Below are 25,763 nucleotides of genomic sequence, written 5' to 3'. Positions count from 1 at the left end.
GTTTAAATATTTTTCTATGAGCATGCAATTGATGTGACGCTCATCAACAATGAGAAAGCGAAGCCGTTTGTTGATCATTTGTGAACCTTTGACGACGTAGTAATAGAAACTTCGGCAGAGACAGAGAACGTTCAACTCATTTGAACTTTAGAAGTCTCTATCCAATATTTTCGTATTCAATCGCTTGCCTGCACGGGCGCCCGTTTTAATCATCAGCCTGCCACCTGCCGTGGTACTGCTATTGCCGGTGATTGGATATAGGTAGCGCACAATGCATTCTGCTGAGGGGGCTTAAGAAGTGGACTTCCGTTTCCGAGAGTGATGGGGTGGAAGGGCAAATACCCTTTTCGACCCAGCGGAATAACGAGAGCCGGCGAAAGCCTCCATTTGTCCGCCTTCACGTACAAAATCATTCACCTTTTTGACTCGGCGACTACGAAGCCAGGTAATCCAGCCCCTACCGAAGTCAGCGTCCGTTGTCATACCCGGAGCCTGCCTATCAATCCTACCGTTGCACTGGTAGAACGCTTCACCAGCCGTCTAAAGCTGTCACCCGCCACAAGCTGACGAAGCGCTCTCCAGTGCAACAGCTCTACATTCATCGCTCAGACTGTATCGTCCTATGGGGTACTCGCGAGTAATCAACCGCTATTTTTCCGTTGCAATGCATAAAGCAGAATATCAATGTGCGCCACGGTGACGGCCAGCACGACGCCGATCCGTTGGCATACTCTGGTGATCCCGCGGTTGCCGTTGGTGGTGGGATTTTGGGGAAACCAAGCGTGGGAGCATTATCATCGGCGGGGGTAACATGGCGCCTCGACTGAATTAGGCTCTTACTTTAGCGATACACTTGATTACGCCCCGTCGATAACGACGCCGCCACAGCAGCCTGCTCACAAACACCTGCCCGCGGCACCAGCTGGATATCCACCCGACGATTGGCCGCGCGCCCCGAAGCAGTAGCGTTATCGCCAATCGACTGGCTACCTGCGGCACCCTGCACGGCGAAGCAACTGTCGGGAATATCGCCCATGCGCTGCATCCAATTACGCACGGCCAAGGCGCGGGCATAGGACAGTTGAAGATTCTGCTGGGCATCTCCCGAGTTGTCGGTATGCCCGACTATAACGATCAACCAGCCTGGCTGGGCTTTGATGTTGACCAAGGCCTTGATCAGCACTTTGGTCGAGCCCGGCTTGAGTTCGGAACTGCCAGCATCGAACAGTGACAGACTGTCCAAACGTACCGGATCGGGTTTTCGGTGTTCTTGCTGGACCAGTTGAACAAAGCGTTTGTCTGGATCAGCCAACCAGTCCCGCCACAAAAAGCCACTGACCAGTGCGATTGTCGCAGCCACGGCAAACAGCCATTTGGCGATACGCAGTCGCTTGGTCTGCGGGGATGCCGTGGGCACTTCTGGCATAGGCCGAGCGGGCAAAATCATCACCGGCGTCGCAAACAACGGTTCCGGTATCCTTCGGGGTTGCGGCAGTGTTTCACCCAAGTAAAGGTTTCGTTCCAGGCGTTGCAGCAGGCCGCACACCTGATGACGTAGCGCCTGCAACATAACCAGGGGGATTTGTGTCTGACGCTCCAACTGTACGTTAAATCGCGTGAGTTCATTATCCAAATGCGTAAGGGCTGGCACCGTGCGTGGGCTTATCTCTTGGCTGCGCAGCAACGGCTGCAGTTGGGCGAACAACCAGGCCAAGATATCCAGGCGGACCGAGGCCATTGGCGGCCACACCCGTGACCATTCGTTGCAAAGTGCCTCAATCAACGCCACCCCTTGCGCCATGCCTTCCAGACCATAGCGCTGGCTACGCGCCAGGGCATAGGAGACGGCGGTTTGCAGATCTGCTCCATTCTCGTGGAATAACGTCAGGCACAACTGCTCCACCTTGGCCCAGTCGATATCCGGACATGCCGGATGAGTCAGTTTGCTCAGCTCGTCACGCAGTGCCGTAAACTCGCCAAAGTCGCGCGGGTCACCGCCGACTCGTATACGCATTTCAAATAACGCCGTCATCCAGCTTCCTTTCCTTTACGGGTTTACGGCATAGACAGATAGTTCTGCCGCCTCAGGTGACGCACCAACACTTTCCCCTCGGGCGCCAGGGTCGTGCCGAAGGTCACCCGCTCGCCCCCTTTCAGTTGCGCGTCAAGTGTGTATTCCAGATGACCCGGCAGGCTCTGTGGTAGCAGTTCAATGCTCATCGTCGACAATCTAGGCTCGTACTTGAGTAAGGTATCGACCAGGGTTCCCATCAACTCATGCGCGGCCCCCGGCATCCCTTGCAAAATCAACCCCATATCCGGCAAACCATAATCCGGCAGGTGACTGAGTGTCCCCGCCCGGCTATTAAGAATGCGTTGCAGATTGTCCAGCACCGACAGGATGTGCTGGTCCTCTTCCCGGACACGGTACAGGTCCAGTTCACCGTCGAAATTCTGCAGGAGGATTTCATAGAGCGAAGGGCTCAACTCACTCACGGGTTATTCCTTTGCCAAGGCGTGCAGGATCAGTTGGTTGTTGCCCAGCTCGATGACTCGCGCCTGATCCGGGTCCAGCTCATCTCGGCTCAACATCAGACGCCAGGTATTTTTCTGGGTATCGGGCGTACGAAACAGCGCCACCACCGCGACAAACCGGGCATCTTTATCCAGGAGGACGTCCAGTTGCGCCCCCTCCCCCGGTTTTACCACCAGGGTTCGCTGCGCCAGCAAGTCGGTGCGTAGCACGCTGTCGCTATCGCTCAGCACACTGTCATACGTGGTTTTTTTCACCGCCTTGTTGTCGCGCAGTTGGTAAACCCGAACCATGGTCGGTACAGATAAACCACTCATGTCTGCCACGTCAGTGTTCAGTGCCGCTCGGCCGGTAAAGTCCAAATGCAGGGTTTTCACTTGTTTATAGAAAATGGCCTTGGCCGTGGACGTGGTGGCGTCACTGACGGACTGGGTCACGCCGCAGCCCCCCAGCAGCGCGCCAAGCATTGCTACGCTTAACACATTAAAAACGGTACGCGACATGCTGGGCCTCATGGTCTTGCGGGTTACTGTGAAGACCTTGGTATCGGCCTAGATTGATGGTGATGGTTTCGTGTTCTGCGACCTGCCAGGCCTCACCGCCCAAACCCAAGACACCGGTCATCCCCAGCAGCACTGTCGCACCGCCCAGCACCGGTTTGGGCAGGCTATTTATCGGCAGCGACAGCTGCAATTTCGCGGTACAACGCCAGCCCAGGTACACCCGCAGCAACACCAGCAAGTCGTTGTGCAACTGGCTGCCGGGCAACCAGCCACGCGCTTCGTTCAGGTCCTCGGTGAACAACGCCAGGTGCAACTGACTGTTGGCGTCCTGCCCGACGCTGCCCAGAGGCGTGCCCTGAGACAGGCTCACCGGTCGATTTCGGGACAGGCTCGCCGGGTGCGTCAAGGCCACTTTCTGTGGCCAGTGCGGGGTCACTCGGGTCTGGGTGTTGGGGGCCAGCAGTTTGACCAGCGCGATGATGCCTTCAGCGTTGCGGGTGGGCAGACGCATCACGCTGAGCAGCGCCAGGAAGCGCGATATCGGCGTAGCGATCTGCTGGGCGGTGCCGGGAATTCCGAGACCAATCAACCCCAGCAGGCATTGCGAAGTCGCATCGGTGCCGCCCGCTTCGAATGTCGCCGGGTAAGAGTACTTACGCCAGATACGGTAGAACTGAGTGAAGATCCGGTGATTAAAAATATCCAGGAACGCTTCAAGAGCTTCATGGCCTTCGCGACGCTGAGCGATATCGTCCAGGAAACTTGTCGGCATCGGCGAGTCAACGCCGTACAAGCCCAACAGGCGAGTGCGTACCGTCGCCGGACGCTCGGGATGCTCTTCGTCGGTTTCAATCGCCTTCAACTCGCTCACGGGGAACCCCATACCCGGGTCGGGCCGAAAACGCACCGGGTCATCCGCCGGGTGCGCGGTGCTCCCCAAGGGCGGGTGATTGGGCAAAGCCTGTTCCAGCAACTGACAGAAACGGTACAGGTTGGCCTCGGCGACCCGCCCTTGCAGCGCGTCCAGTAATCCGGCGGCTTTTAGCCGGGAATACGCTGACTGTGGTTCTCGTTCCATCGCAGGCACTTTCCAGTAGGTTGCAAGATCAGCGTGAGCTGGTTGAATAAATGAATGTCGGCATACAGGCCAAAGAAGCGGTGGAGCATCTCGCCAAACAGACTGATGTCGCCCTCCCCGGAAAAACCATTGGCATCCAGCGTGACTTCGATATCCACTCCGCGCAGCAAAAAGCCTTTTTCGAAACGCTGCACCAGGTGATGGCGAACCTCGACAATCGCTTCCAACCGACGCCGGTTCAGCTCGCTATCGGTCCAGTCGTACAATGCCAAGGTGCCACGCAGGACTTGCGCGCTATCGAGCATCGGCAAGAAGTTCGAACCCAAATGGCTAAGCACCCGCCAATGAAAGCGATCATAGTTTGGCGGGTAACAAGGCAAGCTGGGGGCACACAGGTTGCGTACCTGCAGGCCGACCTGAGTGGATTGCACCACGGTGTCGAGCAAGGTGCTTTGCAGCGCCTTGCGCGGTAACAGTCCATGGGTGCCGGTCAAGCGCAACGACAAGCTTTCGCTGCCGTGCAATCGGTCTTTGTCGAATCCATCACCGCCCAGAATCAGCCAGGTGTCATGCAAGCCCTTGGCAGAGCGCTTCAAACGGGTATGAAAATAACGTTCGGGAGCATCGTCGCGAAGCATGCCGCCCTTGTGGCGAAAACTGGTGAACGGCACATAGTCGTGACGCACGGCGTTCTTTGAGGAGGAGACCCGGTCCACTGAATAGATTTCGGTATGGCCGTCCTGCAGACGCATGGGGCGCAGCAGATAATCCGTTTGCAACGGCGCCAGGGTCAGCGGGTCGGCCTCCAGCGCAAACAGATTGATCACCGGCACGGCATGCAGACGAATATGCTCGCTGCTCACACTGAACTCGCGCGGCCATGCCTCATGCAGCACCACGTCCAGTTCGAACCAGGGCGTACCGGCAGCGATGCTCAGTTGCTCCAGACCACAAAGCGTCACAAACATGAACTTCTCGCGAAAGCTGAAGTACTCCAGCAGCAACTGATAACCGCTGAAAGCACTGTCACCCTTGGGCCACAGACGGTCTTCATCCGCGAACCCCTTGGGCGCGAAATGGCCGTCCAGCTCATAACGCTCTTGTTGTCCCGCCAGGCGCACATACAGTGCCTGAGTGTTGAGCGTCAGCGCCTGGTGCAAGGCGCTGGCCAGCGGCGCGTCGCCATTGAGGTACAACGGCAGGCGACTCAGGTCAATCTGGCTCCAATCCGTCAACGCACCGCAGGCAAAACGCAGTCGCAACAACGAGCGGCCATCCGGCTCGTAGGCCAGTCGTACCGACTCCAGCGCCAACGGTTGCAACATCAGGTCCTGGGTGGTGGTGTAGCGGCAGCGTGTGCGCTGCGTGCCGATGGGCTGCGACAACACCTCAAACCCTTGGCCAATCAACTCGCCAACTTTCATTTGCGCGAGTTCGGGGATCAGTTCCACCACCGACAGCGAGGGAATAGTGCGCAGGTAATGTGGCCACAGCAAACTGACCAGCCCTTCGGTCAGCTCCGGCAAGTCATCGTCAAGCTTTTCGCGTAAGCGCCCCATCAAGAACGCAAATCCTTCGAACAGGCGCTCCACATACGGGTCCTGTGCGCCCGGCTTGTCCAGGTTAAGCTGGGCTGCCCGGTCGGGGAACGCTTCAGCGAACTCTTTCCCGGCCTCGCGCAGGTAACGCATCTCGGCGTCGAAGTAGCGCAGTGTCAAATTTTCCATGCTCACACAGATAGTCCTGATGATTGAGAGTTAGCCGCACAGCACCGCAGCACGAACCGGGTCAATGGCCACCAACGCCGCCAGCAACACCTCGGTACGCCGAGCCAGGGTGGGTTTGTCGGTATCGTTGCGCTGTGCTTTCAAACGCAACAGCTTGAGCAGGCGTGCCTTGACCTCAAAATTCAGCTCCGGCTCCCAGGCGGCCAGGGCATGGTGCTGGGCGCTGGCATCCAGTTCGCCGAGCAGGTGCATGGCCAGGTCACTCTTGGCGTATTGCTCAGCCACTCGCGCCATCAACAGGCGCAACAGCCAACGCTGGCGCCCGGTCTGCACGTCGGGCCGGGCAGCCAGCCAGGCAAGCGCCGCCTCTACGCCGTCACTGTCGGCCAGGGCCAGGGCTTCACCCTCCAACGACAGAATTTCAGCGTGCCCAGTGGAGACCACCACCTTCGGTTCCGGTAACCATTGCTGCGCACGATTACCGCTGACGTGCTGGGTGATCCAGTCGCGGGTGGTCTGGTCGGCGAAGGGGGTTCCGTCACTCCAGTTCAACAGCTCCAGGCCCGGCAAGCGCTCAATGAACATGCCCAGGTCACGTTTGACGATGTCCGCCCAATCATTTTGTGGCAAGGTTTGTTTGCTCAGCGCCTGATACAGGTACCACTGCAAATCCAGCCAGAAATGGTTCACCGCCTCGGCGTACATCCTCTCGGCCAGATCCAGCAGTTCAGTCCAACTCTGTTGCAGGTACAAGCGTTGGAGTTGCGCCCGGTACTCGCCACGGGGCGATTCCAGGCGTGTATGGCCATTGGCGGCCAGAGGCGGTGCCTGATGCAAGGTGTCCCAGCGTAAGCTCTTCATCAATCGGTGGGCTGCCAGCCAGCCCTGGGGTTGCTCACGTAAATAACCCGCCAGTACCCGGCCGCTGTCCAGCAGATCACGCCCAGACTTGATGACCATGGCGCTCGGCACCGCTGTTTGTGTATTTTGCACATTCAACTCATGACTGGCGCTGTGCTGCGGCACCAGCGCATTGACCCCGCCAGACCGCGCCAACCGAGCGGACAACGCGCCATACAACGCCCCCAGGGCCGGACGCTGATCCTGCGGCCAGGCCTCAAGCCCTTGCTCTAGCCACGCCAGCGCCGCCACGGTTGCTTCGGCCTCGCTGCGCACCACCTCGGGGTACAGCGACAGGCTGTCCAACACCTTGCTGCTGGCCAGCCATTCCAGGGCCATCTTGCGGCTATTGGGCCGCGCCGGCAGCACCTGGGCGGCATAACGCTCCAGCAACGCGGCCAACAAGGTCAACCCTTCAGCCAGCCCGGCCTCACCGTCCTTGTGCAAGCGTGCCCACAGGTAATAGGTGCCCACCCGCAGGTCTTTGCAAGTGTGGGTGAGCAACTTTTCTGCCAGTTGAATCACGCGTTCGGTGTCCGCTCCGGACAGCTTGTTGACCTCCTCACGCATGCGCTGGAAGTCATCGTCATAACCTGGGTCTTCGCCGACGGGCGAGTCGTCGCTGACAGGTTGCAGCCACGGCAACCAGCGTTCAGCCTGGCTGCGGGCCAGAGCCACCGCGTCGCGTTCACCCAGGCACTGGGTAATCAAGCTCTGCAGGCTCATTCAGGGCTCCCGTTCTGGGCATCGGCCACTGAGGCGGCGCCCTCGCTGAGGAAGATCTGGTGCGGCAATCTGAAGTTGCGCAGCTTGAGCAAGGCCAGCGGCCCGGCGCCCAGTTCGGTGCGCAGGTACCAGGTCAGGTCCAGGCCATCGGGGGCCTTGATGTCCAGGCGATAGCGGCTGTCGCCATCGTCCAAAGCGGTAACTTTGGCTTTCTCCAGCAAGCGGATCAGGCCCCAGGTCCCCTGGTAGTCACCAAACAGACGCTCATCGGTGCGCACGCTGGTCCAGCTCAGGCTGGCCCCCGGATGGTCACTGCGGCCCGGCCAACTGAAACGCTGCCAGAACTCTCGCTGGTTGAAGTACTGGTGTTCCTCACCATTGAGGATGAAGGTGGTTTGCACCACATCACGCGCCGGTTTGCCCTGCAACTCGAAGCTCAGGCCCATGCCGCCGTCGGTGTAGATCACGTCGGCTAACTGACTGAGCTGGTTGATCGCAGCCAAAAACTGCGGATTGAAACGCAAGCCCTGGCTATGGTGCGGATCGGCCACCCAGCGGTTGCCTTCCTTGCGCAATACGCCGCTCAGTTGGCTCTGCAAAAACTGCTCGATGCGCCCCGAATCCGCGCGAATCATCTGCCCCAGCATGGGCAGCGAAGCGTCGCTGGCGGTGTCGACAAAGGGGTAGCGCTCGGCAAACGCGCTCTGCCATTCACGCACGATGCCGCGCTGCCACTGGCTATTGAGTCCCGCCGCCGAGGGCTGCAAGACCCGCTGCCAGGCTTGTTCCAGCGGTTGCACGAAGAGGGTTTGCCCGACCCCGCCCCACTCCGCCCCCAGGCTCGCGGCGATCAGGCTGCCATAGGACTGGGTGTCCGTCAGGTCCACGCTTTTGCCCTGGAACACCGTCTGCGCCAATGCTTCAGTCATTTCCTGCGGATCAGACGCGCTACTCACTTGCTGCAGTTTCAAACGCACCCGCGTCACTCGGGTCAGAAACGCTTGCAGGCTCAGGCTGTCGTTACCGCCCTGGCCCTCAGCGTCTTTGCCCAGCAAGGTCAATAACGGACCGAAGGTGGCGTCCAACGGGCTGCGCGGTTCTAGTGTTCGTGGGTCAATCACTGGCAGCTTGTCCTGGCCGATCAGCTTTTGGGCGGACTTCATCAGCGAGTCCGCCAAGGCCTGGTGACGAGCACCGGCCTGCCCCTGATAGGCCAGGGTGTTCATGAGCGCGATCAGCGGCGACTGGCGCACATCGCTCATCAGCGTCAACTGGTCGATCACCTCGCCCAGGCTCTCGGCCCGGCGCCCGTGCAGGCTGTTGAGAAAGCCCAACCAGGCGCTGGCGTAATCTTGAAAGTAGCGCTCGGTGAGGTGCGCCTTGAGCATGTCCGGGGTCAGCTCGTCGGCAATGTTGGCTTGATTGTCGCTGAGCACCCAGTCGATTTCCTCACGCCGCGCCTCAGCAATCTCGTCAATCCTCTGCTGCACCAGGCCCTCCCAGGCCTGGCGGGTGAATACGCCTGGCACCTCAGCGGTGGTGGCGAACAGCGCCTTCGCCTCGGTATCACCCACCATGTCTTGCAAGCCCAACGCCGGGTAGTGATTGGCGCTGGTGTCGAGGAGTTGCTGGTACAGACTGCCTTCGGCATTACGCTGCCCCAACTGACCAAGCAGCACCTGCCGGGTCTGGGCAACCAGCGTCGGGTCGGCCTCGATGCGCCAGCCCGGATGCGCCGTCAGGTGTTCACCGTAGAACTGCCACAGGTTCGGCGCCAGGCCTTGCCAGAGCCCCGGCGACACACCGTCGCGCACCGGCTCGGCGTTGCCCAGGGCTTTGGCCAGAAAGGCGGCGTCGGCTTTTTGCGGCCGCGCCATCATCAGATAAGCCTTCAATTGTTCGTGGGCGCTCTGAGCTCGCTCGGCCCGTTGCGCACTGCCCGGTGGCAGGCTGATCAAGGCATTGAGCTGGCGCTGTAAATGGGCCGCCGCCGGGTCACGGATCAAGCGGTTGTTGGCCTCGACATAGCGTGGCCATAACGCATCGAGCAGGCCTTGATTCTGGTTCAAACCAAAACGCTGATACCAGGGCACGCCGTGTTCCGCGCGGTAATCCAGACGCGCAAGTTCGCGCACCAGATCATTGAGCGCGCGCAGTTGCGCATCGCCGCTGCCCGGTTGCTGCAACGTCGCCAACGCGGTATCTACCCGGGCGATCTGCGTGCGGTTACTGACAAACGACAGCAACAGCCCCGCGCCCCACACCAGTGCCATCCCCAGCACCAGCGCATAACCGATGCGCGGAGCGCTCCAGCCCAATCGGCGCACTTTGGCGCTATCGGCAACCACGCCGCGCCACACAGCAGCCAAACCCTGTTGAGTGGCCAGCACCGGCAAGCTGAACCACACCCCCCGCAACGGCACGCCACGGGCAAACACGCCGGACAAAGGCGCCAGCGTCTGACGCCAACGAGCAATGCCACCGTCCTGCAAATCCCGGGACAGGCGCAGCAGGAAGTCATGACTCAACACATCGCTCATCTGCGCCAGGCCCTCGCGACGTAAAGGCAGCAGCAAACCACTCAGAGCGTTTTCCAATGCCGCCGCCGTGAAACGTGCAGGCAACAAGCAACCCACCGGACGGCTTTCACGTGAGTCCTGCGACCATTCACTGTCGCAGACCTGCCACAGGTACAACGGCAACTCCCAGCCCAAGCCACGGGCCAAATTTTGCAACTGGCTCACGCCCACCCCTATCGCGGCGGCATCCGCAGCCTGGGGTTTATTCAGCGCCCAGACCACCCCGTCCAGCGCACGCCAGCGGCTCAGTCCAGCCCATTGTTCAGGGAATGACTGATCCAGCGTCGACTGGGCGCTGCCGCCCCATAGCAGGACGGTGCCTTGGCTTTCCCGCCAGAGTTTTTTGGACAACCCCGGAGCGATGGCCTCGATCTGGTCGGGTTCGCCGATGACCAGCAGCAGGCGGACTTTGCGGCGCCAGAAGACGGAGTGGTGGTTGCGTAGGTGGGCCTTAATCGAATTGATCAAAGCAGCCTGAGCATCACGGGACTCAGGGTGGCTAGCTTGCGCAGACTGGGGTACATCATCCGCCTCCTGCCGACGGTAAGCCGAGCCTCCCAACCGATGCCCCAACAAATGGTAGCCACCGACACACATCACCAAGAGCAAGGTCGTAACAGCTATCACCCACAATCCTGTCGTTTGGTGGTCACTACCAGATCTAAATCCAAACAACTCTGGGTAACGCAAAATCAATACACCCAGAACCGTACCGATCAACAACAGCACGACGACCAGAACCGCCAACCACACAACACGTCGAAACTGCATTTGAAATTCCTACTTCGAGAGCGATGACACAGGCGTCAAGACCGTGCCCCAGAGCCCTGTATCAACACAGCCGCCCCCGCTAAAAATGAACTGCGGCCCAGCGCCGCATTGAATGGCCTGCGTTGCGGTGGCAATCGCCAGCCACGGTGCTGCTTTGCCCGGGTGTCCTAACGCGCTATCCAAGTCATAAAACCCTTGGTTATGCTTCGACGGGATAGGCACTTCAGCCAAGACTGTGGTCAATGCAGCATCACGTTGCGCATCAACCCCCACTCGCCAAGTCTGCTCGATGGATTGCGCATCCAACGGCACCCAGTCCAAGGCTTGGCGGGCGACATAGAGCAAGGCATCGGTGGTCGGCTCGCGCTCCTGCTCCGGACGATGCAGGTAGGCCATTGGGGGCAAGACGGTTTGCGTCATTCGGTTGCCAAACAGCAGTCCGACGGCCGCTTCAGCCGTCCCTTCAGGCTGCTGTGGCGCAAACTGTGACGACACTACCAACAGCATCGCCTGATCACGAATACGCCGGTCGAGCCACTGATCCAAAGCCACCAAACCGTTACCCTCGACAGGCACTGTCGACTGGCGGATGCCGGACTCGCGCCATATCTGTTGCCATACCCGCTGCAACACCTTCTCCGGCAAAGCACTATCAATCTCCAACAACAAGGCCAACGGCGTAGCGTCGGGTATCTGCGTCAAGGTTGGCGACAGATCGGCAAGCACTTGCGTCAATAACCGATGCAACGCCAGCTCCGGAACTTCATCCGTATCACCCGCGACACGGCTATGGCGCAACACAGTTTGGTCACGCCTGGACGGTTGCGCCTTGAGCGCCTTGACCCCCTCGAGCAAGGCATGCAGTTGTGTTACCGACGACGCCCCTGGCTCTCGTAAGGCCGTGTGCAGACTCACCGCCAATACTTGTTGAGAGCGTCGGGCGCGACGGATTTTCCGGGTCAAATCCTCTTCACGGGCCTTATCCCACCCATCGGCGACCTGCTGTTGACCGAAATACAGCAAAACACGCCCGAAACTCAGCAGCCCCCAACCCAAGAGCGGTACACCCAAGGCCAGCTCCCAGAAACTCACAAGGTGTTGGCGCAACGTTGGAGTGGCGAACAAAAACGTCCCACCCACACCCAACAGCAAAAGCAGCAACGGTAATGCACCGAGCCAAAGCCAACCCTTCGGCCGCCCAGGCCGCGGAGCTAGAGCAGGGACTTGATCTAATCTAATCGGCATGGCTAGCTCGCGCTCGCTTCGGGCAGCGACGAAATCAAGGTGCAACCGCAAGCACAGCGATGCCCGTGAAACGCTACGGGAAGACCATTGTCGTGAAACGTCGGGTGCCCCTCGGCAATCACCGTTCGGCCATGACCTGGAATCGGGCAGCTCACCGGGTCACCCTGGCGAGCCGCACCAATGCCTTTGAAAACCATGGCGGTGGAGCCCGATAGAACGGTGCCACCGCTAGTGGTTTTGTCGCCGATACGAATGATGCCTTTCATGACTTATCTCTACTAAAATAACGGCCAATTTCCCTGCGCAGCGACACGTTCTGTTGACCACAACATATAAAAAGAGACATTCGCTACTTGGGTCCACAAGAATCAACATCTTCACACCGAATCCACTTTTCGATCACTGCTCCGTTTTTTTGTGTATAGCGGAACTTTACGAAGGAGTTATTTGTATTTGAGAGCACGGACACAACGTCACCCCGTATCAGATACGAAGCAGTTTTATCGGACAATAACGGTGATCGATACAGGTAAGCCTTTTCGGAAATCACCGACTTTACTTTCACATCGTTGGCTTTCGTTGCTGGAGAGGAACCTTCTTCGGCTGAACGAATGCTTGCTGTATTCATAACTGTTTTCAATTTTGCAACATTACTCGTATCGCCGTCACGCTCCAGCAACTGCAGCATGTCACTGTACGTCTTTCTATTGACATCGCGAGGAGGATCACATACCAGCAAATTCTCAAGAGAACTACCAGGAGAATCTGTAATCTCCATCTTACCTTCTGCGTAGGTACTAACTCTGGGGATCGCAGCAGTCAAGTTAAAATCCGGATATAGAGAGTTGTCCCATCTACCGTCTCGGGAGAAGGCACCACCACAAAACTCACCTGTTTCCCTTGCTACAATGCAGCCACTATGTACGTATACCAGATCACAGTAGGCGACCTCATGGGGCACAAATGTATTATTAGAAACTTCCACTTCGCCCGATTCAATCTGGCTCAATAATACAAAATTACCGTCTGGTGATAGATTCGGCGGATCCTGTCGCTCGAATGTCCCTCCATTATGAGTACCTCCACGTAGAATCCGTACGACTTTACCACCGCTTAGTATTGTTAGAGTAGAATACCTCCCAGCCACCGGGTCGTCATACTGAAAGTCGACGACACGACTCAGTGTTCTTTCCTTTGGAGATTCTTCAGATACCCTACTAGTTAAAGGAAATGCTAGACCATCAATATCTGCATGTGCTCCACATACACCAAGCCCAAGGGCTGTCGGGTCAATCCCACCCGATGAAATCTCTAATGATCGCCCTTTTTTCCGTATGAACACATCCCCGAATTTAGTCTTGTAAACAAGCATTCCATTCACAAGATTCATCGAGACCGAAAAAGAACAGACATGCTGATCTGCTTGCGTACTGTACAACTCAACCAGATAACCTTGATGTGCCGGCTCAATTTTCAATCGATCACTAAACTGATTGCTACAAGATCCACCACTGCTTGGCGAGGTACACAGATCACTGTTTTTCAGATAGTCTCCAGACCATAAAAATCCAGAATCCCCGCCCCCTTCACTGACCTCTCGGGCTAAATAATTCTCCTGACCTGAAACCAGTGCTGGCATAAATAAAGCCAGTAAAAAAAAGCACGCCCCATATTTCATCTTTAATCTCCACCCCTCAGGTATCGTACTCTATTTCGACCCAGCTCATACCGCACTAGCTCCGGAGTATCTTGAATATATTGCGCAAACCTACTCCGATCATTCACGGAAACATATGGAATTTGCCTTTCCCAAATACTACCCTGCTGATAAGTCAGATCAACTGCTACATCTCTCACCCTATCATTAAGTTCCTCCCATGCTATTGAGCCTGGCGTAACGATAGAACTGTACCGCTGCTGCGCTGCCACCACATACCGTGGATACACTATATCTTCAAACAAGATACGCTGTGCTTGCTTTGAAATCTCTCCAAACCCATCTCTATTCGCACTCACGAAATCACGCGCAACTTGATCGGATAGACCAGCACCACGAGAGAAATTTTCAGCAGAAACAGCATCCACACCAGCCGCAATTAGATCCGCACATACCCCACTGCGTGTTCTATGGCGCATATCGTAACCGCGTCCCAGCGTCACGCCCGATGCCCCTCCCGGCCAATGTAAACGTCGACTAAAATATGGGCTGTTCGGGATATCGTTCCCTTCAGCATCGAAAGTAACTTGACCCTGGCGTACAATCAAATCACTCATCCGCCGAAAAGTAGACATTCCCACCACTAACCCCACCGGATGAAAGTGATACACCTCCCCATCCAACGGCAGCCCAACCTTCTCCGCCACTTCACCCCACCAACTGATTTGCTTGATCCGCTCTTTCTCCGCCACCCAGTTCAGGTGCGGGGTCGAGCCGCTATGGCCCAGTACATCGTCCAGCGCATCCCACTTCTGCGACGTGTGGTGCCACTCGCTTTCGTAATAGATGATCAGTTGCGAAAGCGACTGTGCGTAGGCCGGAATGCCTATCGCGTGTTTCAGCTCTTCAGCGGTTATGGTTCCATCATGGTTACGCTTGATGATGTCGTACAGACGAGTCTTCATCGAACCTTTGTCCGACGCATCGGCCAAGGGGCCATGGCGTTCGAGTTGCTCGTCACTGAAGCGCTTAACAGCGCGAAGAAAAGATGCCAACGCCTGCCGTGGGGTGTCGTAATTGAAGATGACGTCGTAGCCCTCCCATGACCAGGGACTGACCCAAGGCGTGACGCTCACTTCTTCGCGCACCCAGCCGTCGGGCAGCGTGTTATCTGCATCATTGAGCAACCCTTGAAGGCGGTACCAGTTGCAGGCTTTGCGCTCACTCGTAGCCGGGATAGCGATTTTGCTCTCGGCAGACAAGCCATCGAGCAAACTCTTGGGCACCAAGAGGTCAGTAGCACTCGGCGTGTGAGCGGCGCTCAAGGTGGGCGGCTGTGTAGCGCTGAAACAAGCCTGATGCGCCACCACAGCAGTGCCCTTGGCAAGCTTCAGCCAGGTTTTGCTGTCGGCGGGTAGCCGCTGCGCCCAGTCACGGCTGTCCTTGATGAAGTCTTCCACGTCATCGCCGCTGAACACTTCAACGTGCAACTTCTTCTCGGGCTGCTCTGCACCACTGTCTTGGTAATCACCGATGTGACCGATCAAGTCACCCGCCTTGATGGCTACGGGCTGATCAAGCACCACGATACGATCTGCCATTGGTTCCTGCGCGCCCTCCAGCGAATTGAAGTAAACGTACTGGTTTACTCGTACCAGCTTACGACACTCACCTTCGCCACTGATCGTCACTTCTGTGCCATTTGGCAGCTCTGTAATAGTGGCACTGCTAACGCTCGCTTCAGCATGGACACGGAGCGAGGGATTGCCATTCACCCGATACTCGCCCCCAGCGATGGGCACTAAATAGTGGATGGAAAGGTAGCCGCGCAACGAACCATCAGCCTCTTTTAGAACGTCTGGCCCGTTGGTGTTCTCCAGCTTGCGGTAATGACCGTCACCGCTAACGGTCACTTCCGCGCCACGCTGCAGAAAGCCAATCACCTTGCCCAGGTGCGCTTGGTTACGCACGTTCAAGCCTTGCTGTCCAGAATGGCCTGGGTGTACATCTGTCACTGTCGCCTTGACCCGACGGGTCTCCCCCTCGGGCCAGAACGCGGGCCGAGCAATAGTCACGTCATCGTGATACACCGCCCAATCCTGCAAGTGCATGTACAGACTGTAGAAAGTCAGGCTGGGCGGCACGTCCGGGCTGCCCTCAATCTTCGGTGGCTGAAGACGGTGGCGTACCAGCACGAAATTACATGAGAAGGGCTTTTGCACGGTCCCTGTCTCGATGAAATAGGTCGTCTTCGGCGAGTGCTCGTCGATGCGATAAGCCACCACTTCACCATCGGCCAAGCAATGCACGCTGGATTGATCCAGAGCACCGGCAGTACCGCTGTCGAAATGCACGCCGCCGTGGCATAGACCACTGGTGCCTATTGGATAGAAGCCCGCCTTCGCCTTAGCTAATTGAGTCAACTGCAACAGCGGGTTATTTGTATCCTTAAAGGGATGACTCCAGCTTTTCAGCGGTTGCAGCGCTTCCGGCACATCAGACATAAGTCGGTGCCCCTCGGTCACTGCTGAAGAGATTAAAAAACTGAGAGAACAAGCGGGTCATGGGGAAATGCACTCCTGGTTTTACAAAGGGATCAGCCAGAGAAATCCATAAGTCCTAGAGACTTAGATTTATGCTCGGTTAATTGAGGTGGCTGTGGCATATCCAGTACTTGTTGTGCTGGTCCCAGATAATCGAAGTGTGCAGACTTGACGTTGTAATCCCCCTGGGTGCCAGACTCGATACGGCACGCGTCGAGGGTGATGTAACTGCCCCCGGCATTCAGGGTGATTTTCTTTTTCGCGACGATGCGGATTTCATCTTCGGTACTGAGGATCTCCAAGCCATGGCGGGCCATCAGTTCCAGCGTGTCGTTTTGTGCCTGGACACTCACCGGCCCCTGGTTGGCGATCAACTTGATGCCCAGTTTGCGCACAAACAGGCTTAATCCCTGGCCCACGCCCATGAACAGCCGCTTGACCACGCTGATATCAGCCTCGCCACCGGCATTGATCATCAGGTTGTTCTTTGCTGCTAGTTGCAGGTGTTGGCCGCTGGTCAGGGCGATGCCCTGGGGGGCGCTAAGCAATACAATCGAGGCCTTGAGTTGATCGATCTGGTCACGCATAAACGCCAGTTGCGCCTGCACATCTGCCGGATCGGCATTTGAAGATTGGGCATCGACCGATAGCCCTTCCAACTGATCGCCAGCCTGTTGCAAGCGGCGCAGGGCGTCGCTCATTTCCAGCATCTGCCCCTGAGCACCGGGCTGCGCATCCGCACTGATAAAAACGCCACTGCCAGCCCGAATAGCGGCATGCCCATCGCTGCGCAACTCGACACCCTGGCCTCGCGGCTGGCGCTGGCCATCGACAATATGCCCCAGGTTGAGCTGGCTCTTGCCACTGTGCTCTGTACTGAGCTTGACGTGCTCCTGGCCCCGCGTGTCGTCCATGCGCAGTTTGTTGTTGGCCGGGGTGCGCAGCACATTGCGTTTGTAGTTGCGCAAGGTCACGTGGTCGGGGCGCTGGCTGTCGTGCAGGGCGTGGGCGATGTAGGGGCGGTCCGGGTCGCCTTGTTCAAAGGCTACTGCCACTTCGGTACCGGGAATCAACGGCAAGTGCAGGCCGTGGGTGTCGCCCGCATAGGGTCGAGCCAGGCGTAGCCACAGGCTTTCTTGACCGGGCTTCCAGCTGTCGCGGTCGAACAGGAAGTTGACTTTGTAACGCCCCTCAATGTCGATGTGACCATAAGGATCGTGTGCCTGCGGACTGGTGACGCGCGCCGGTACGGTGCCGGAGATTTGCGGTTTGTTTTGCAACGGCGGTCGAAAACACACGCTTTCCGAGTAGGGAATGGCCTGAAAGCTGACTTCGAAGTGACGGCCACGGGCGCCGTGGGTGGTCACGTGGGTGATCACCGAACGGGGGATGAAGGCCTGGGGGGCGCCACCGCTGATAGTGAGCACTTGGCCGGGGGCCAGGGTGGCGCTGCTACTGATCCCGTTCAATTGGGTCTGGCCATTGAGATAACGTTCATGGCACAGGCGGGCGTAAAAATAGCCGCTTTCGCTTTGCAGGTCGTCGTGCTGGTCAAAGGCGTCGCCGAGGGCGGTGTAGGGTTCGGCGTAGTGATAGGCCTCACCGTAGGTGCCGCTCGCGCCACGGGTCTGGTCAACAGTGCCGTCCAGGTAAGCGTTGGCTGCACGGTGGTTATAGGCCCGGAAGTTGACTTGCTGCTCGACCACCTGATGGCTGGATTGCAAGGCCCACACGCCGTCTTGCCCGCTGCTGCTCAGCCCGGACTGCGGCTGGTATGGCAGCTCAACGTCGAACTGGTAGTAGCGCTGGTGGTCGTGAAATTCCACTACCTCGAGACTCAGGCGTTCGTCGCGGGTAAAGCGGTACCAGATGCCGACCTCGGCCAGCAGGCGGGAGATAAAAGCCAAATCGCTTTCGCCGTACTGCATGACCTGTTCGCGCTTGGGGTAGTCGCGTTGCAGGGTGAAGACAAAGTCCTGCCCTTCAAAATCGTGGCGGCTACGCAGAATGCTGTCGACGATCTCGGGCACCGATTGGTGCTGGTAGATGCGCGACTGTCGGCCCCGGTCGAGCAACGCCAGGCGTGGTTCAAGGGTGAGTTCGTAGCGGGTTTCATCGATCGAACTGGACAGGCGTTTGAACCCGGTGACAACCCCATGCAGTACGCGTAGCGGTTTAACCGGCGGCACATTAAGGCCGGCGATGAACCGCTGTTGTGGTGCGCCATACAAGCTAAAACTGGCGTCTTGACCGAGCATTTTTTCAGCACCGATGTCGCCGTCGATGCAAGTGAACTCGATGCGGTAGTTGAACGTCTGGCTCAGGCCCTCGGCGCCCTGAAAGGTCAGAACGTCGAGCGGCGCGTCAACGTCGCGAACACTAAGCGTGTATCGCTGGTGGTCGAAGAAGGTACCCATCAGGCCTCCATGACGGCGGACATTGTCGCGTCTTGGGCGTCGATGAAATGCAGGAGGATGCCTTCCTCGTCGTTGTAGCCCAGGGTCACACCGTGGGTTTTCTGCCGGGCGGCCTGGCGTTGCAGTAGCTGCTGGCTGAGCACCGGCAGGATTTGTTGATTAAGCAGGCTGTCGATGTTGCGCGCCCCCGTATCAGGCAGTAGACAGGCGGCGACCAGCGCCTCGTTGAGCCCAGCGTCGATCTGACAATCCAGCCCGTAGTGACGCTGCAAACGCTTGGCAACCTGGGCGAGTTTGATCGCGACGATGCGTTTGAGGGCGTCGGCTTGCAGAGGGCGATAAATCAGGGTCTGGAAACGTGCCAGCAAAGCGGGCTGGAAGTGTTCCCGCAGGATCGGGTGCAGCAACTCGTGCAGGGTGCTGTCCGACGCGCCCGGGAACTCTTGCAGGCAAGCTTGCAGTTCATCACTGCCGAGGTTGGAGGTCATGAGAATGACGGTGTTGCGAAAGTCGATTTCCCGCCCTTCACCGTCACGCATGCAGCCACGGTCGAAGACTTGGTAAAACAGGTTGAGAACATCGCGGTGCGCTTTCTCTACTTCGTCGAGCAGCACCACGCTGTAGGGGCGTTGACGCACAGCTTCGGTGAGCACACCGCCCTGACCGTAGCCTACGTAGCCAGGCGGCGAGCCTTTGAGTTGGCTGACTGTGTGGGCTTCCTGGTATTCCGAGAGGTTGATGGTGATCAGCGATTTTTCACCACCAAACAGTTTGTCGGCCAAGGCCAGAGCGGTTTCGGTCTTGCCGACGCCGCTGGTGCCTACCAGCAGGAACACGCCCAGTGGCGCTTTCTCGTCTGTCAGGCCGGTCTTGGCGGCACGCAGGCGCTGGGCCAAGGCGCCAAGGGCGTGATCCTGGCCGATCACCTGCGCACCCAGTTGTTGTTCCAGTTCCAGCAGGTTGGCGTGCTCGTCTTTGAGCAAACTGCCCAGGGGCACACCGGTCCAGTCGGCGATCACTTCGGCGACGCTGCGGGCGTTGACGTCCAGGGACAGCAATGGCTGATTGTTCTGGGCATCACTCAGTTGTTGTTGCAGTTGCAGGCAGGTGGACATCTGTGGCGGTTCGGCCTGGCGGGCATCGAGCAGTCGCTGGGTCAGGTCGAGTTCATGTCGGTATTGCTCTTCAAGCTCCAATTGCTCGCGGTGCAGATCAGCATGCTGTGCGGCGATGATCGCCAAGCGCTCGCCAGCGGCGCTGCCGCTCAGTTGCTGATCTTCTTCCAACGCACAACGTTCCAACTCCAGAGCCGTCTGCCGGGCCTTGAGACGAACCAGCGGTTGGGGTTCGCAGTCGAGGCTCATACGCACCCGTGCGCTGGCGGTGTCGAGCAGGTCGACGGCTTTATCCGGCAATTGGCGGCCCGTTAGATAGCGGCGCGAGAGGGTGACCGCTGCCTGTACCGCGGCATCCTGAATGTGTACGCCGTGGTGGCTGGCATAACGTGCCTTGAGTCCACGCAGCATCAGACAGGCATTGGCGTCATCTGGCTCATCGACTTTGACCATCTGGAAGCGTCGCTCCAGGGCGGCATCGCGTTCAAAATACTGTTTGTATTCGCTCCAGGTGGTGGCAGCGATGGTCCGCAACTCGCCACGCGCCAAGGCAGGCTTGAGCAAGTTTGCCGCGTCAGCACCGCCGGCCTGGTTTCCGGCGCCGATCAAGGTGTGGGCTTCGTCGATAAACAGCAGCACCGGGTTGGCCGATTGCTGCACGGCGTCGATGACGTTTTTCAGGCGCTGCTCAAACTCACCTTTGACCCCGGCACCGGCTTGCAATAGCCCCAGATCGAGGGTGCGTACACTGACCGACTTGAGACTGTCGGGAACATTACCCTCGGCGACGCGTAACGCCAGACCTTCGACCAAGGCGGTTTTGCCGACCCCAGGTTCACCGACCAGAATCGGGTTGTTTTTGCGTCGACGACTGAGGATGTCGATGACCTGACGGATTTCATCGTCCCGACCGAATACCGGGTCGATCTGCCCTGCCTGTGCTTTGGCGGTGAGGTCATGGGTAAACTTGTCCAGAACGACTTGTAAGGCGTCTGATGGGTCAGTTTGGTATGGAACCGGGGCCTTGATGATCTCCAGCGCAGCTTCCTGCTGTCTGTGTGGCCGCTCTTCGGAGCGTTGATCGAGCAGCACGAACAAACGTTGTAACTCTGCCTCGCTGAGACTGAGTAACTGCCAGGCGGCTTCGCACGCAAGCAGGCTGGGTGTTTCCAACAGTGCGCCGAGCAGGTGGGCCGACCGCAGGGAGTCGTTGTTGGCATCCAGCGACGCCTGCAGCCAGGCGTTCTTGATCAGTTGCTGCAACTTGCCACACAACTGAGGCTTGCTTTGCACACTACGCGGCAACGTGTCCAAATGCTCGAGCAGTCCGCGCCAAATCGTATCCAGGTCCCATTCGTAGCGGCGTGCGATAAGCGCCAGATCACCCTCGCCCTGCTCCAGCAACTTGAGCAACCAGTGCTCAATGCTGATCACTCCATGGGCACGACTCTGGCACAAGGATGCCGCCGCGCTCAGTGCCTTGGCACAATAAGGGTTGAGACGGCGAAGCAAACGGTTGGGGTTCTGTTCCATGGAACGACATCCTTACTCTGTAGATTTGGCGTATCGCCAACGGAAAGTGCAGAGAGCGTGCAACTCGATGTGTTTGGCTGAACGCCCGCGCACGGACGCTCAACCCAGCACACCGCAAACCCGCAGACGGACGACCGTCTACGGGTTTATTGCGTCAGAGTTTGGTGCGTTGACTCCAGGAATCCTCATGTTCGATTTTGCCTTCCACAAAGGTCCAGAGGATATTCTCGTAGCTCAACTCAACGTGTTCGAGATAGGTTTGCATCTTGTTGTCTGGGTCTTTGATGTCGTGCATTTTCGACGCAACTTTCACGACTTTGACGTCTTCCAGTTTGGTAATGAAGTACTCGGCTTCGTTGCCGGCCTCATTTACGCAGTACCACTTGAACTCGGCGCTCTTTAAGGTCTGCCCACTGGTCACCGCCTTGTACAGGTAGGGGCTGGAGGCATCGATTTTCTTGGTGAACGCGAACGGCTCATGTCTGCGAGTACCTGTTACCTTGCCGGTGTGGTCGTCGGTGGGAAGGAACAAGCTGTGATCCTGAGAAATTAACTCGATACTGCCCACCCGCCCCTCTACGGTCGATGAACCTTTGATCGGCGTGCCGCCGCTGTCTGCCAGCCAGAGGTGGATTGTATTTCCCATGTAAAGCTCCTTTTCTCAAGATTTGAATGCCGCGTGATGCGACAGGGTGAAGCGGTCCAGTCCCGGAGCGGGACGCTCACAAGCCCCCACTGCCGGGACCAGACGGATATCGACACGTCGGTTGGCTGCACGCCCGACCGCGGTGTCATTACTGGCCACTGGCTGGTTAGCGCCAAAGCCTTGAACCGCGAAGCAGCTGTCAGGGATATCGCCCATGCGTTGCATCCAGTCACGTACCGAAGCAGCGCGGGCGCGGGACAACTCAAGATTTTTTTCTGGGTTACCCGTGAGATCGGTATGCCCGGCAATGACGATCAGCCAGCCAGGCTGAGCTTTGATGTCAACCAGGGCATTAATCAGGACTCTGGTGGAGTCTGGTTTTAATTGGGAACTGCCCGCACTGAACAGCGACAGGCTGTCCAGTCGCACCGGGGTGGAGATTTTCACTAACGCAGGCGCTGGCGCTTCAACTAAAGGTCGATAGCGGGCAATGGTCGCCAGCAGCGGTAACCGTAGGTATTCGCCGCGATACAGGCCCAGACCTAACGCTAGCGGTTCGCCCTGCCGGTAGTTATCGTCCAGGCGCTTGGCGTCTTGGCGCAGCACGGCCATGGCGTTTTCGCGCAAGGCGAATTGAGACGGATCACGCCGTTCGGCCGGGGGCATAGCGGTGTAGCGCCGCAGATCATCACTGACTTGGCGCAACAGCAAATTGTTCTGCCAAGCTGAACTGGCCAGGGCTACGGCCGCGGCTGCCACGAATAACCACAACGCCACAACACTCGTCCACAGAACCGGGGAGCGCCGAGTGTGTAGCGGCAACAAATTGAGCAAGGGGTCAGGAAACGGCAAGGCGGGACTCATCCCCACCAGTGGCTGCACCGCATCCTGCAACCCCACCTTCTCACGTAACCCTTGTTGCCATAGATTACCGACGACTTGGGGCAAAGCCGGCACCAAGGCAATAGCGCAGACCACTGGAGCGCGGGCAGCATCGGGGTCGAGGTGCGCAAATACGACGTCCTTCAGCCACGTCGCTGCGCTGCTTAGCTGCACGCTACTGCGTAACCGTGCGGCACACGTTGCGCCATCGGCGGCCTGCCGTTGCCAGTCGACCAGACTGACGCAGGCGCCGGCTTCGTGCACCTGAGGGCTGGACTGACCGACCGCCCAACGGAACCAGGCCCCTCCGCTTTTTGCGGCTTGCAGATAGCTCGCCAACAACATCGGTAGCGCAATGCCACGCTTGCGGACCAAGGCGACCTGATGGCAAAAGGCGCGCACCTGACCCGCCAGCTCTGCGGCGTCGGTGTGCTCGCACGGGTTGACGATGAACATAACGCTGAGCTGCCCTCCCCAATCCGGGCGCAACGCTTGAATGCCTGAGCTCACCCTCACGAGTTGCTCCAGAGTGGGTATACGCACATAGCACCCCTGCGACGTGGTGCGCAAAACCAGTTGCCGTTCAGGCACGTCGCCAAATAGACCGCTCAGACCGTCACCGCACACCAACACCACTGGCTGACGGTAGGCAGGCGGTGGCAAAGGCGTGTTATCGGCCAACATCAGTCGCTGATCCTGGCGGGTAAAATAACGCCCCGTTCGGATCCAGGCCCAGGTGATCACCATCACAACGACCAGCGCAGCCACTGCACATACCCAGCCATCGAGCGGTATGACCACCAGCAGCGCCAGGGCGAGTACACCGGCCCACAGCCAGAGGCCTCGCGCCAGCTTCAGCGTTGTCACTGCCCTCATGCCTGACCCGGCACAAGTGCGGCGACCAGACCGCTCAGCCAGTGATCCAGCCCCCACCAAACGCCCACCAACAACAGACCCGCTACCAGAAAATGAACCAGTGGCGAATGCAGCCCGCGCAAGGGATTTATTCGATGGCCGCGGTCTTGCGTAGTTAATGCCTGGTTGAGCCACAGAGGGGCGACTTGTGCATTCAAGGCAACCAGCAGTTGCTCACGCTCAGGATCGTTCACATCGCGGTATCGGCCCTGAAAGCCCAGCATCAAAACCCGCTGGAATGCCGTCAGTACCAGCACATCGGGTGAGGGTTGGCCAAGCACCTCGCGCATGTCTTCATACAAAAACTCACCGGCCTGATGACCGTTGAAAAACTTGGCCTGCAAGGGCTCACCGGCCCACTTGGCATGAGCCTCAAGCTTGGCACAGCCAAGGGCCGTCTCATCCAGCAAAGCACACAGGGCATAGCTGATCAGCTCGATGCTGCGAGCATTGACGGCGCCATCCTTGAGCGCCTGTTGAATCTGTTCAATTTTACTTACGCAGTGGTGCCACAGGTCCGGGCTGTTTTGCACCGAAGCCCCCTGGCGCAGCTCGACGACCAGCAGGTAGATATCTTGCAGCAGCGCGTCGAGGTCCTGCGCGGTGACGGTCTGTTTCGAGGCGGCCAGGTTCATGTGCGCAGTACCGCAAACAGTTCAAGTTTGATATCGAGCAAGGTGCTCGGCACATAAAAGGCGCAGGTCCCTTCGGCCAGCATCGCTTGCCCCTTGGCATGACCAAGATCAAGCGCGAAATACTGGTTCTCCAGGCGCAGCGGGATGGCTGCCGGCACATGACTGAGCACCAACAACGGAACACCATCGAGTGCAGCGTTAACCAGGTGATCGACATCGTCCGGCGTGCCGACTTTGCACAGGCGCGGGAACTGACTTTGCAACTGTGCCGCGGGCATACGGCAACGCACTGACAGGTAGAAGTCGGCCCCGTCCCTCTCACGCAGGCGTGCATCGTTGAGCGTGACTTTCCAGCGATTGGGCCCCACTTCCTCCAGTGCCAGCGCAACAACCCGCGACGGCAGGCTGGCTTCCAGCAAGGTCGAAAGGGTGCGCATCAAGGGTGGGAATACGCTTTCCAGGTCTTCATGCCGATAGGCAGGAATTTTGTCGATATCGTGTTCCAGCGAAAAAGTCAGCAGACTGCCGGCCAGCTTGATCAACTCCAGATACACCTGCTCGGGGTGCCGCGCAGGATGCGCCTTGAGATCACTCAAAACCGGTTGGTAGGTGTTCAATGCGTTGAGCAGCCAGAACAACGACACATCGGCCACGGCAAAATCAGCCATGCGCTGATTGCTCTCGCGGCGCATGCCCATCAGCCGTTGCCGCTTGGCGGACAACTGGGTCAACAGATTATCCAGCTGGGTCAGCAGCCCCGGATGGGCCGCGAAGCTGAGTAACGGCGGCACATAATCAGGATCGAGACTCCACGCACCCTGCCCGTCGCGCACCAGACGCACGATCGGGCACGTCAGGTAATCGGCATTCTCATCGTCAGCCAGGCGCAGGGTCAGGGCGTGCTCCAGTACCCCCATCGATTGCACTTCGTCTGCGTAGAGGTCCTGCACTGACCGCCAATCCTGACGATAGCGCGTTGGCCGCTCGGCCCTGGCCCCGTCGAACAAACAGTTGTTGCCATTGGCGTGCTCCAGTGGCAGCGCCAACAACAACGTAGCGTTCTGGGCATCGTCAGGTAGCAGACGGGCCAACTCCAGGGCGGGCGGCAGCCGATCCACACGGTCAGTATCAACCAACGTACCGTCTGGCATGCGCACACGCACTTGAGTGGTCTTGAGCTTACCCAAACGCAGGGCTTCCAGGTCGAACGCCACCCCCAGGACACCCCATGGATGTATCAGAGACAGGTGGGCCAGACTTTCATTAGCCCAGGCCTCCCAGCGCGCTTGCTGCTGGAATTGTTGCGGAGACAGCAATGCCCCCGCAGCCCAAAGGGGGCGGTCGATCTTCATGACATC

17 protein-coding genes are annotated in these 25,763 nt (G+C 58.3%); all 17 read right to left on the bottom strand.

The window, feature by feature from the left end; all coding sequences use genetic code 11:
- Positions 1–841: 841 nt before the first annotated feature.
- Entirely contained in the window at positions 842–2,032 is a 1,191-nt protein-coding gene (locus tag F8N44_RS29820) for a type VI secretion system ImpA family N-terminal domain-containing protein (protein ID WP_150652865.1), read from the bottom strand.
- Positions 2,033–2,055: 23 nt separating this feature from the next.
- Positions 2,056–2,496, bottom strand: a complete 441-nt coding sequence (tssE, locus tag F8N44_RS29815) for a type VI secretion system baseplate subunit TssE (RefSeq protein ID WP_150652864.1) — start codon at positions 2,494–2,496, stop codon at positions 2,056–2,058.
- A gap of 3 nt (positions 2,497–2,499) precedes the next feature.
- Positions 2,500–3,036 carry a type VI secretion system lipoprotein TssJ gene (gene tssJ / locus F8N44_RS29810; protein ID WP_150652863.1) on the bottom strand — a complete coding sequence of 179 codons (537 nt, stop codon included), beginning with the start codon at positions 3,034–3,036 and terminating at the stop codon, positions 2,500–2,502.
- Entirely contained in the window at positions 3,017–4,114 is a 1,098-nt protein-coding gene (tssG, locus tag F8N44_RS29805) for a type VI secretion system baseplate subunit TssG (RefSeq protein ID WP_150652862.1), read from the bottom strand. The genes tssJ and tssG overlap by 20 nt, the downstream gene beginning before the upstream one ends.
- Positions 4,078–5,847, bottom strand: coding sequence for a type VI secretion system baseplate subunit TssF (gene tssF / locus F8N44_RS29800; protein ID WP_150652861.1), 1,770 nt, complete (start codon positions 5,845–5,847; stop codon positions 4,078–4,080). Before tssF ends, tssG begins: the two co-directional genes overlap by 37 nt.
- 24 nt (positions 5,848–5,871) lie before the next feature.
- Complete coding sequence (gene tssA, locus F8N44_RS29795) at positions 5,872–7,467, bottom strand: type VI secretion system protein TssA (RefSeq protein WP_150652860.1); 1,596 nt, start codon at positions 7,465–7,467, stop codon at positions 5,872–5,874.
- Positions 7,464–10,817: an ImcF-related family protein gene (locus F8N44_RS29790; RefSeq protein ID WP_150652859.1), complete on the bottom strand. Its 3,354-nt coding sequence runs from the start codon at positions 10,815–10,817 to the stop codon at positions 7,464–7,466. The genes tssA and F8N44_RS29790 overlap by 4 nt, the downstream gene beginning before the upstream one ends.
- Positions 10,818–10,826: 9 nt before the next feature.
- Positions 10,827–11,978 (bottom strand): hypothetical protein, encoded by a 1,152-nt coding sequence (locus F8N44_RS29785; RefSeq protein WP_318182867.1) that lies wholly within the window; start codon positions 11,976–11,978, stop codon positions 10,827–10,829.
- Positions 11,979–12,064: 86 nt separating this feature from the next.
- Positions 12,065–12,328 (bottom strand): PAAR domain-containing protein, encoded by a 264-nt coding sequence (locus F8N44_RS29780; protein WP_150652858.1) that lies wholly within the window; start codon positions 12,326–12,328, stop codon positions 12,065–12,067.
- Between the two features lie 83 nt (positions 12,329–12,411).
- Complete coding sequence (locus tag F8N44_RS29775) at positions 12,412–13,740, bottom strand: hypothetical protein (RefSeq protein WP_150652857.1); 1,329 nt, start codon at positions 13,738–13,740, stop codon at positions 12,412–12,414.
- Positions 13,741–13,742: 2 nt separating this feature from the next.
- On the bottom strand, positions 13,743–16,223 hold the full coding sequence (locus tag F8N44_RS29770; protein WP_150652856.1) for a hypothetical protein: 2,481 nt from the start codon (positions 16,221–16,223) through the stop codon (positions 13,743–13,745).
- Positions 16,224–16,315: 92 nt separating this feature from the next.
- Entirely contained in the window at positions 16,316–18,679 is a 2,364-nt protein-coding gene (locus tag F8N44_RS29765) for a type VI secretion system Vgr family protein (protein WP_150652855.1), read from the bottom strand.
- On the bottom strand, positions 18,679–21,327 hold the full coding sequence (gene tssH / locus F8N44_RS29760) for a type VI secretion system ATPase TssH (protein ID WP_150652854.1): 2,649 nt from the start codon (positions 21,325–21,327) through the stop codon (positions 18,679–18,681). Before tssH ends, F8N44_RS29765 begins: the two co-directional genes overlap by 1 nt.
- A 154-nt stretch (positions 21,328–21,481) precedes the next feature.
- The gene (gene tssD, locus F8N44_RS29755; RefSeq protein WP_150652853.1) at positions 21,482–21,973 is read right to left on the bottom strand and encodes a type VI secretion system tube protein TssD; all 492 of its coding nucleotides are present in this window, start codon (positions 21,971–21,973) and stop codon (positions 21,482–21,484) included.
- Between the two features lie 15 nt (positions 21,974–21,988).
- Positions 21,989–23,731 (bottom strand): OmpA family protein, encoded by a 1,743-nt coding sequence (locus F8N44_RS29750; protein ID WP_150652852.1) that lies wholly within the window; start codon positions 23,729–23,731, stop codon positions 21,989–21,991.
- Positions 23,728–24,405 (bottom strand): type VI secretion system protein TssL, short form, encoded by a 678-nt coding sequence (tssL, locus tag F8N44_RS29745; protein ID WP_150652851.1) that lies wholly within the window; start codon positions 24,403–24,405, stop codon positions 23,728–23,730. The genes F8N44_RS29750 and tssL overlap by 4 nt, the downstream gene beginning before the upstream one ends.
- Positions 24,402–25,757: a type VI secretion system baseplate subunit TssK gene (tssK, locus tag F8N44_RS29740; protein WP_150652850.1), complete on the bottom strand. Its 1,356-nt coding sequence runs from the start codon at positions 25,755–25,757 to the stop codon at positions 24,402–24,404. The genes tssL and tssK overlap by 4 nt, the downstream gene beginning before the upstream one ends.
- Positions 25,758–25,763 lie beyond the last annotated feature (6 nt).

It is taken from the genome of Pseudomonas fluorescens, assembly GCF_902497745.1.
Taxonomy (GTDB): domain Bacteria; phylum Pseudomonadota; class Gammaproteobacteria; order Pseudomonadales; family Pseudomonadaceae; genus Aquipseudomonas; species Aquipseudomonas fluorescens_BM.
The sequence above is the reverse complement of the archived record's forward strand: the minus strand, read 5'-3'. Positions and strand labels throughout refer to the sequence as shown.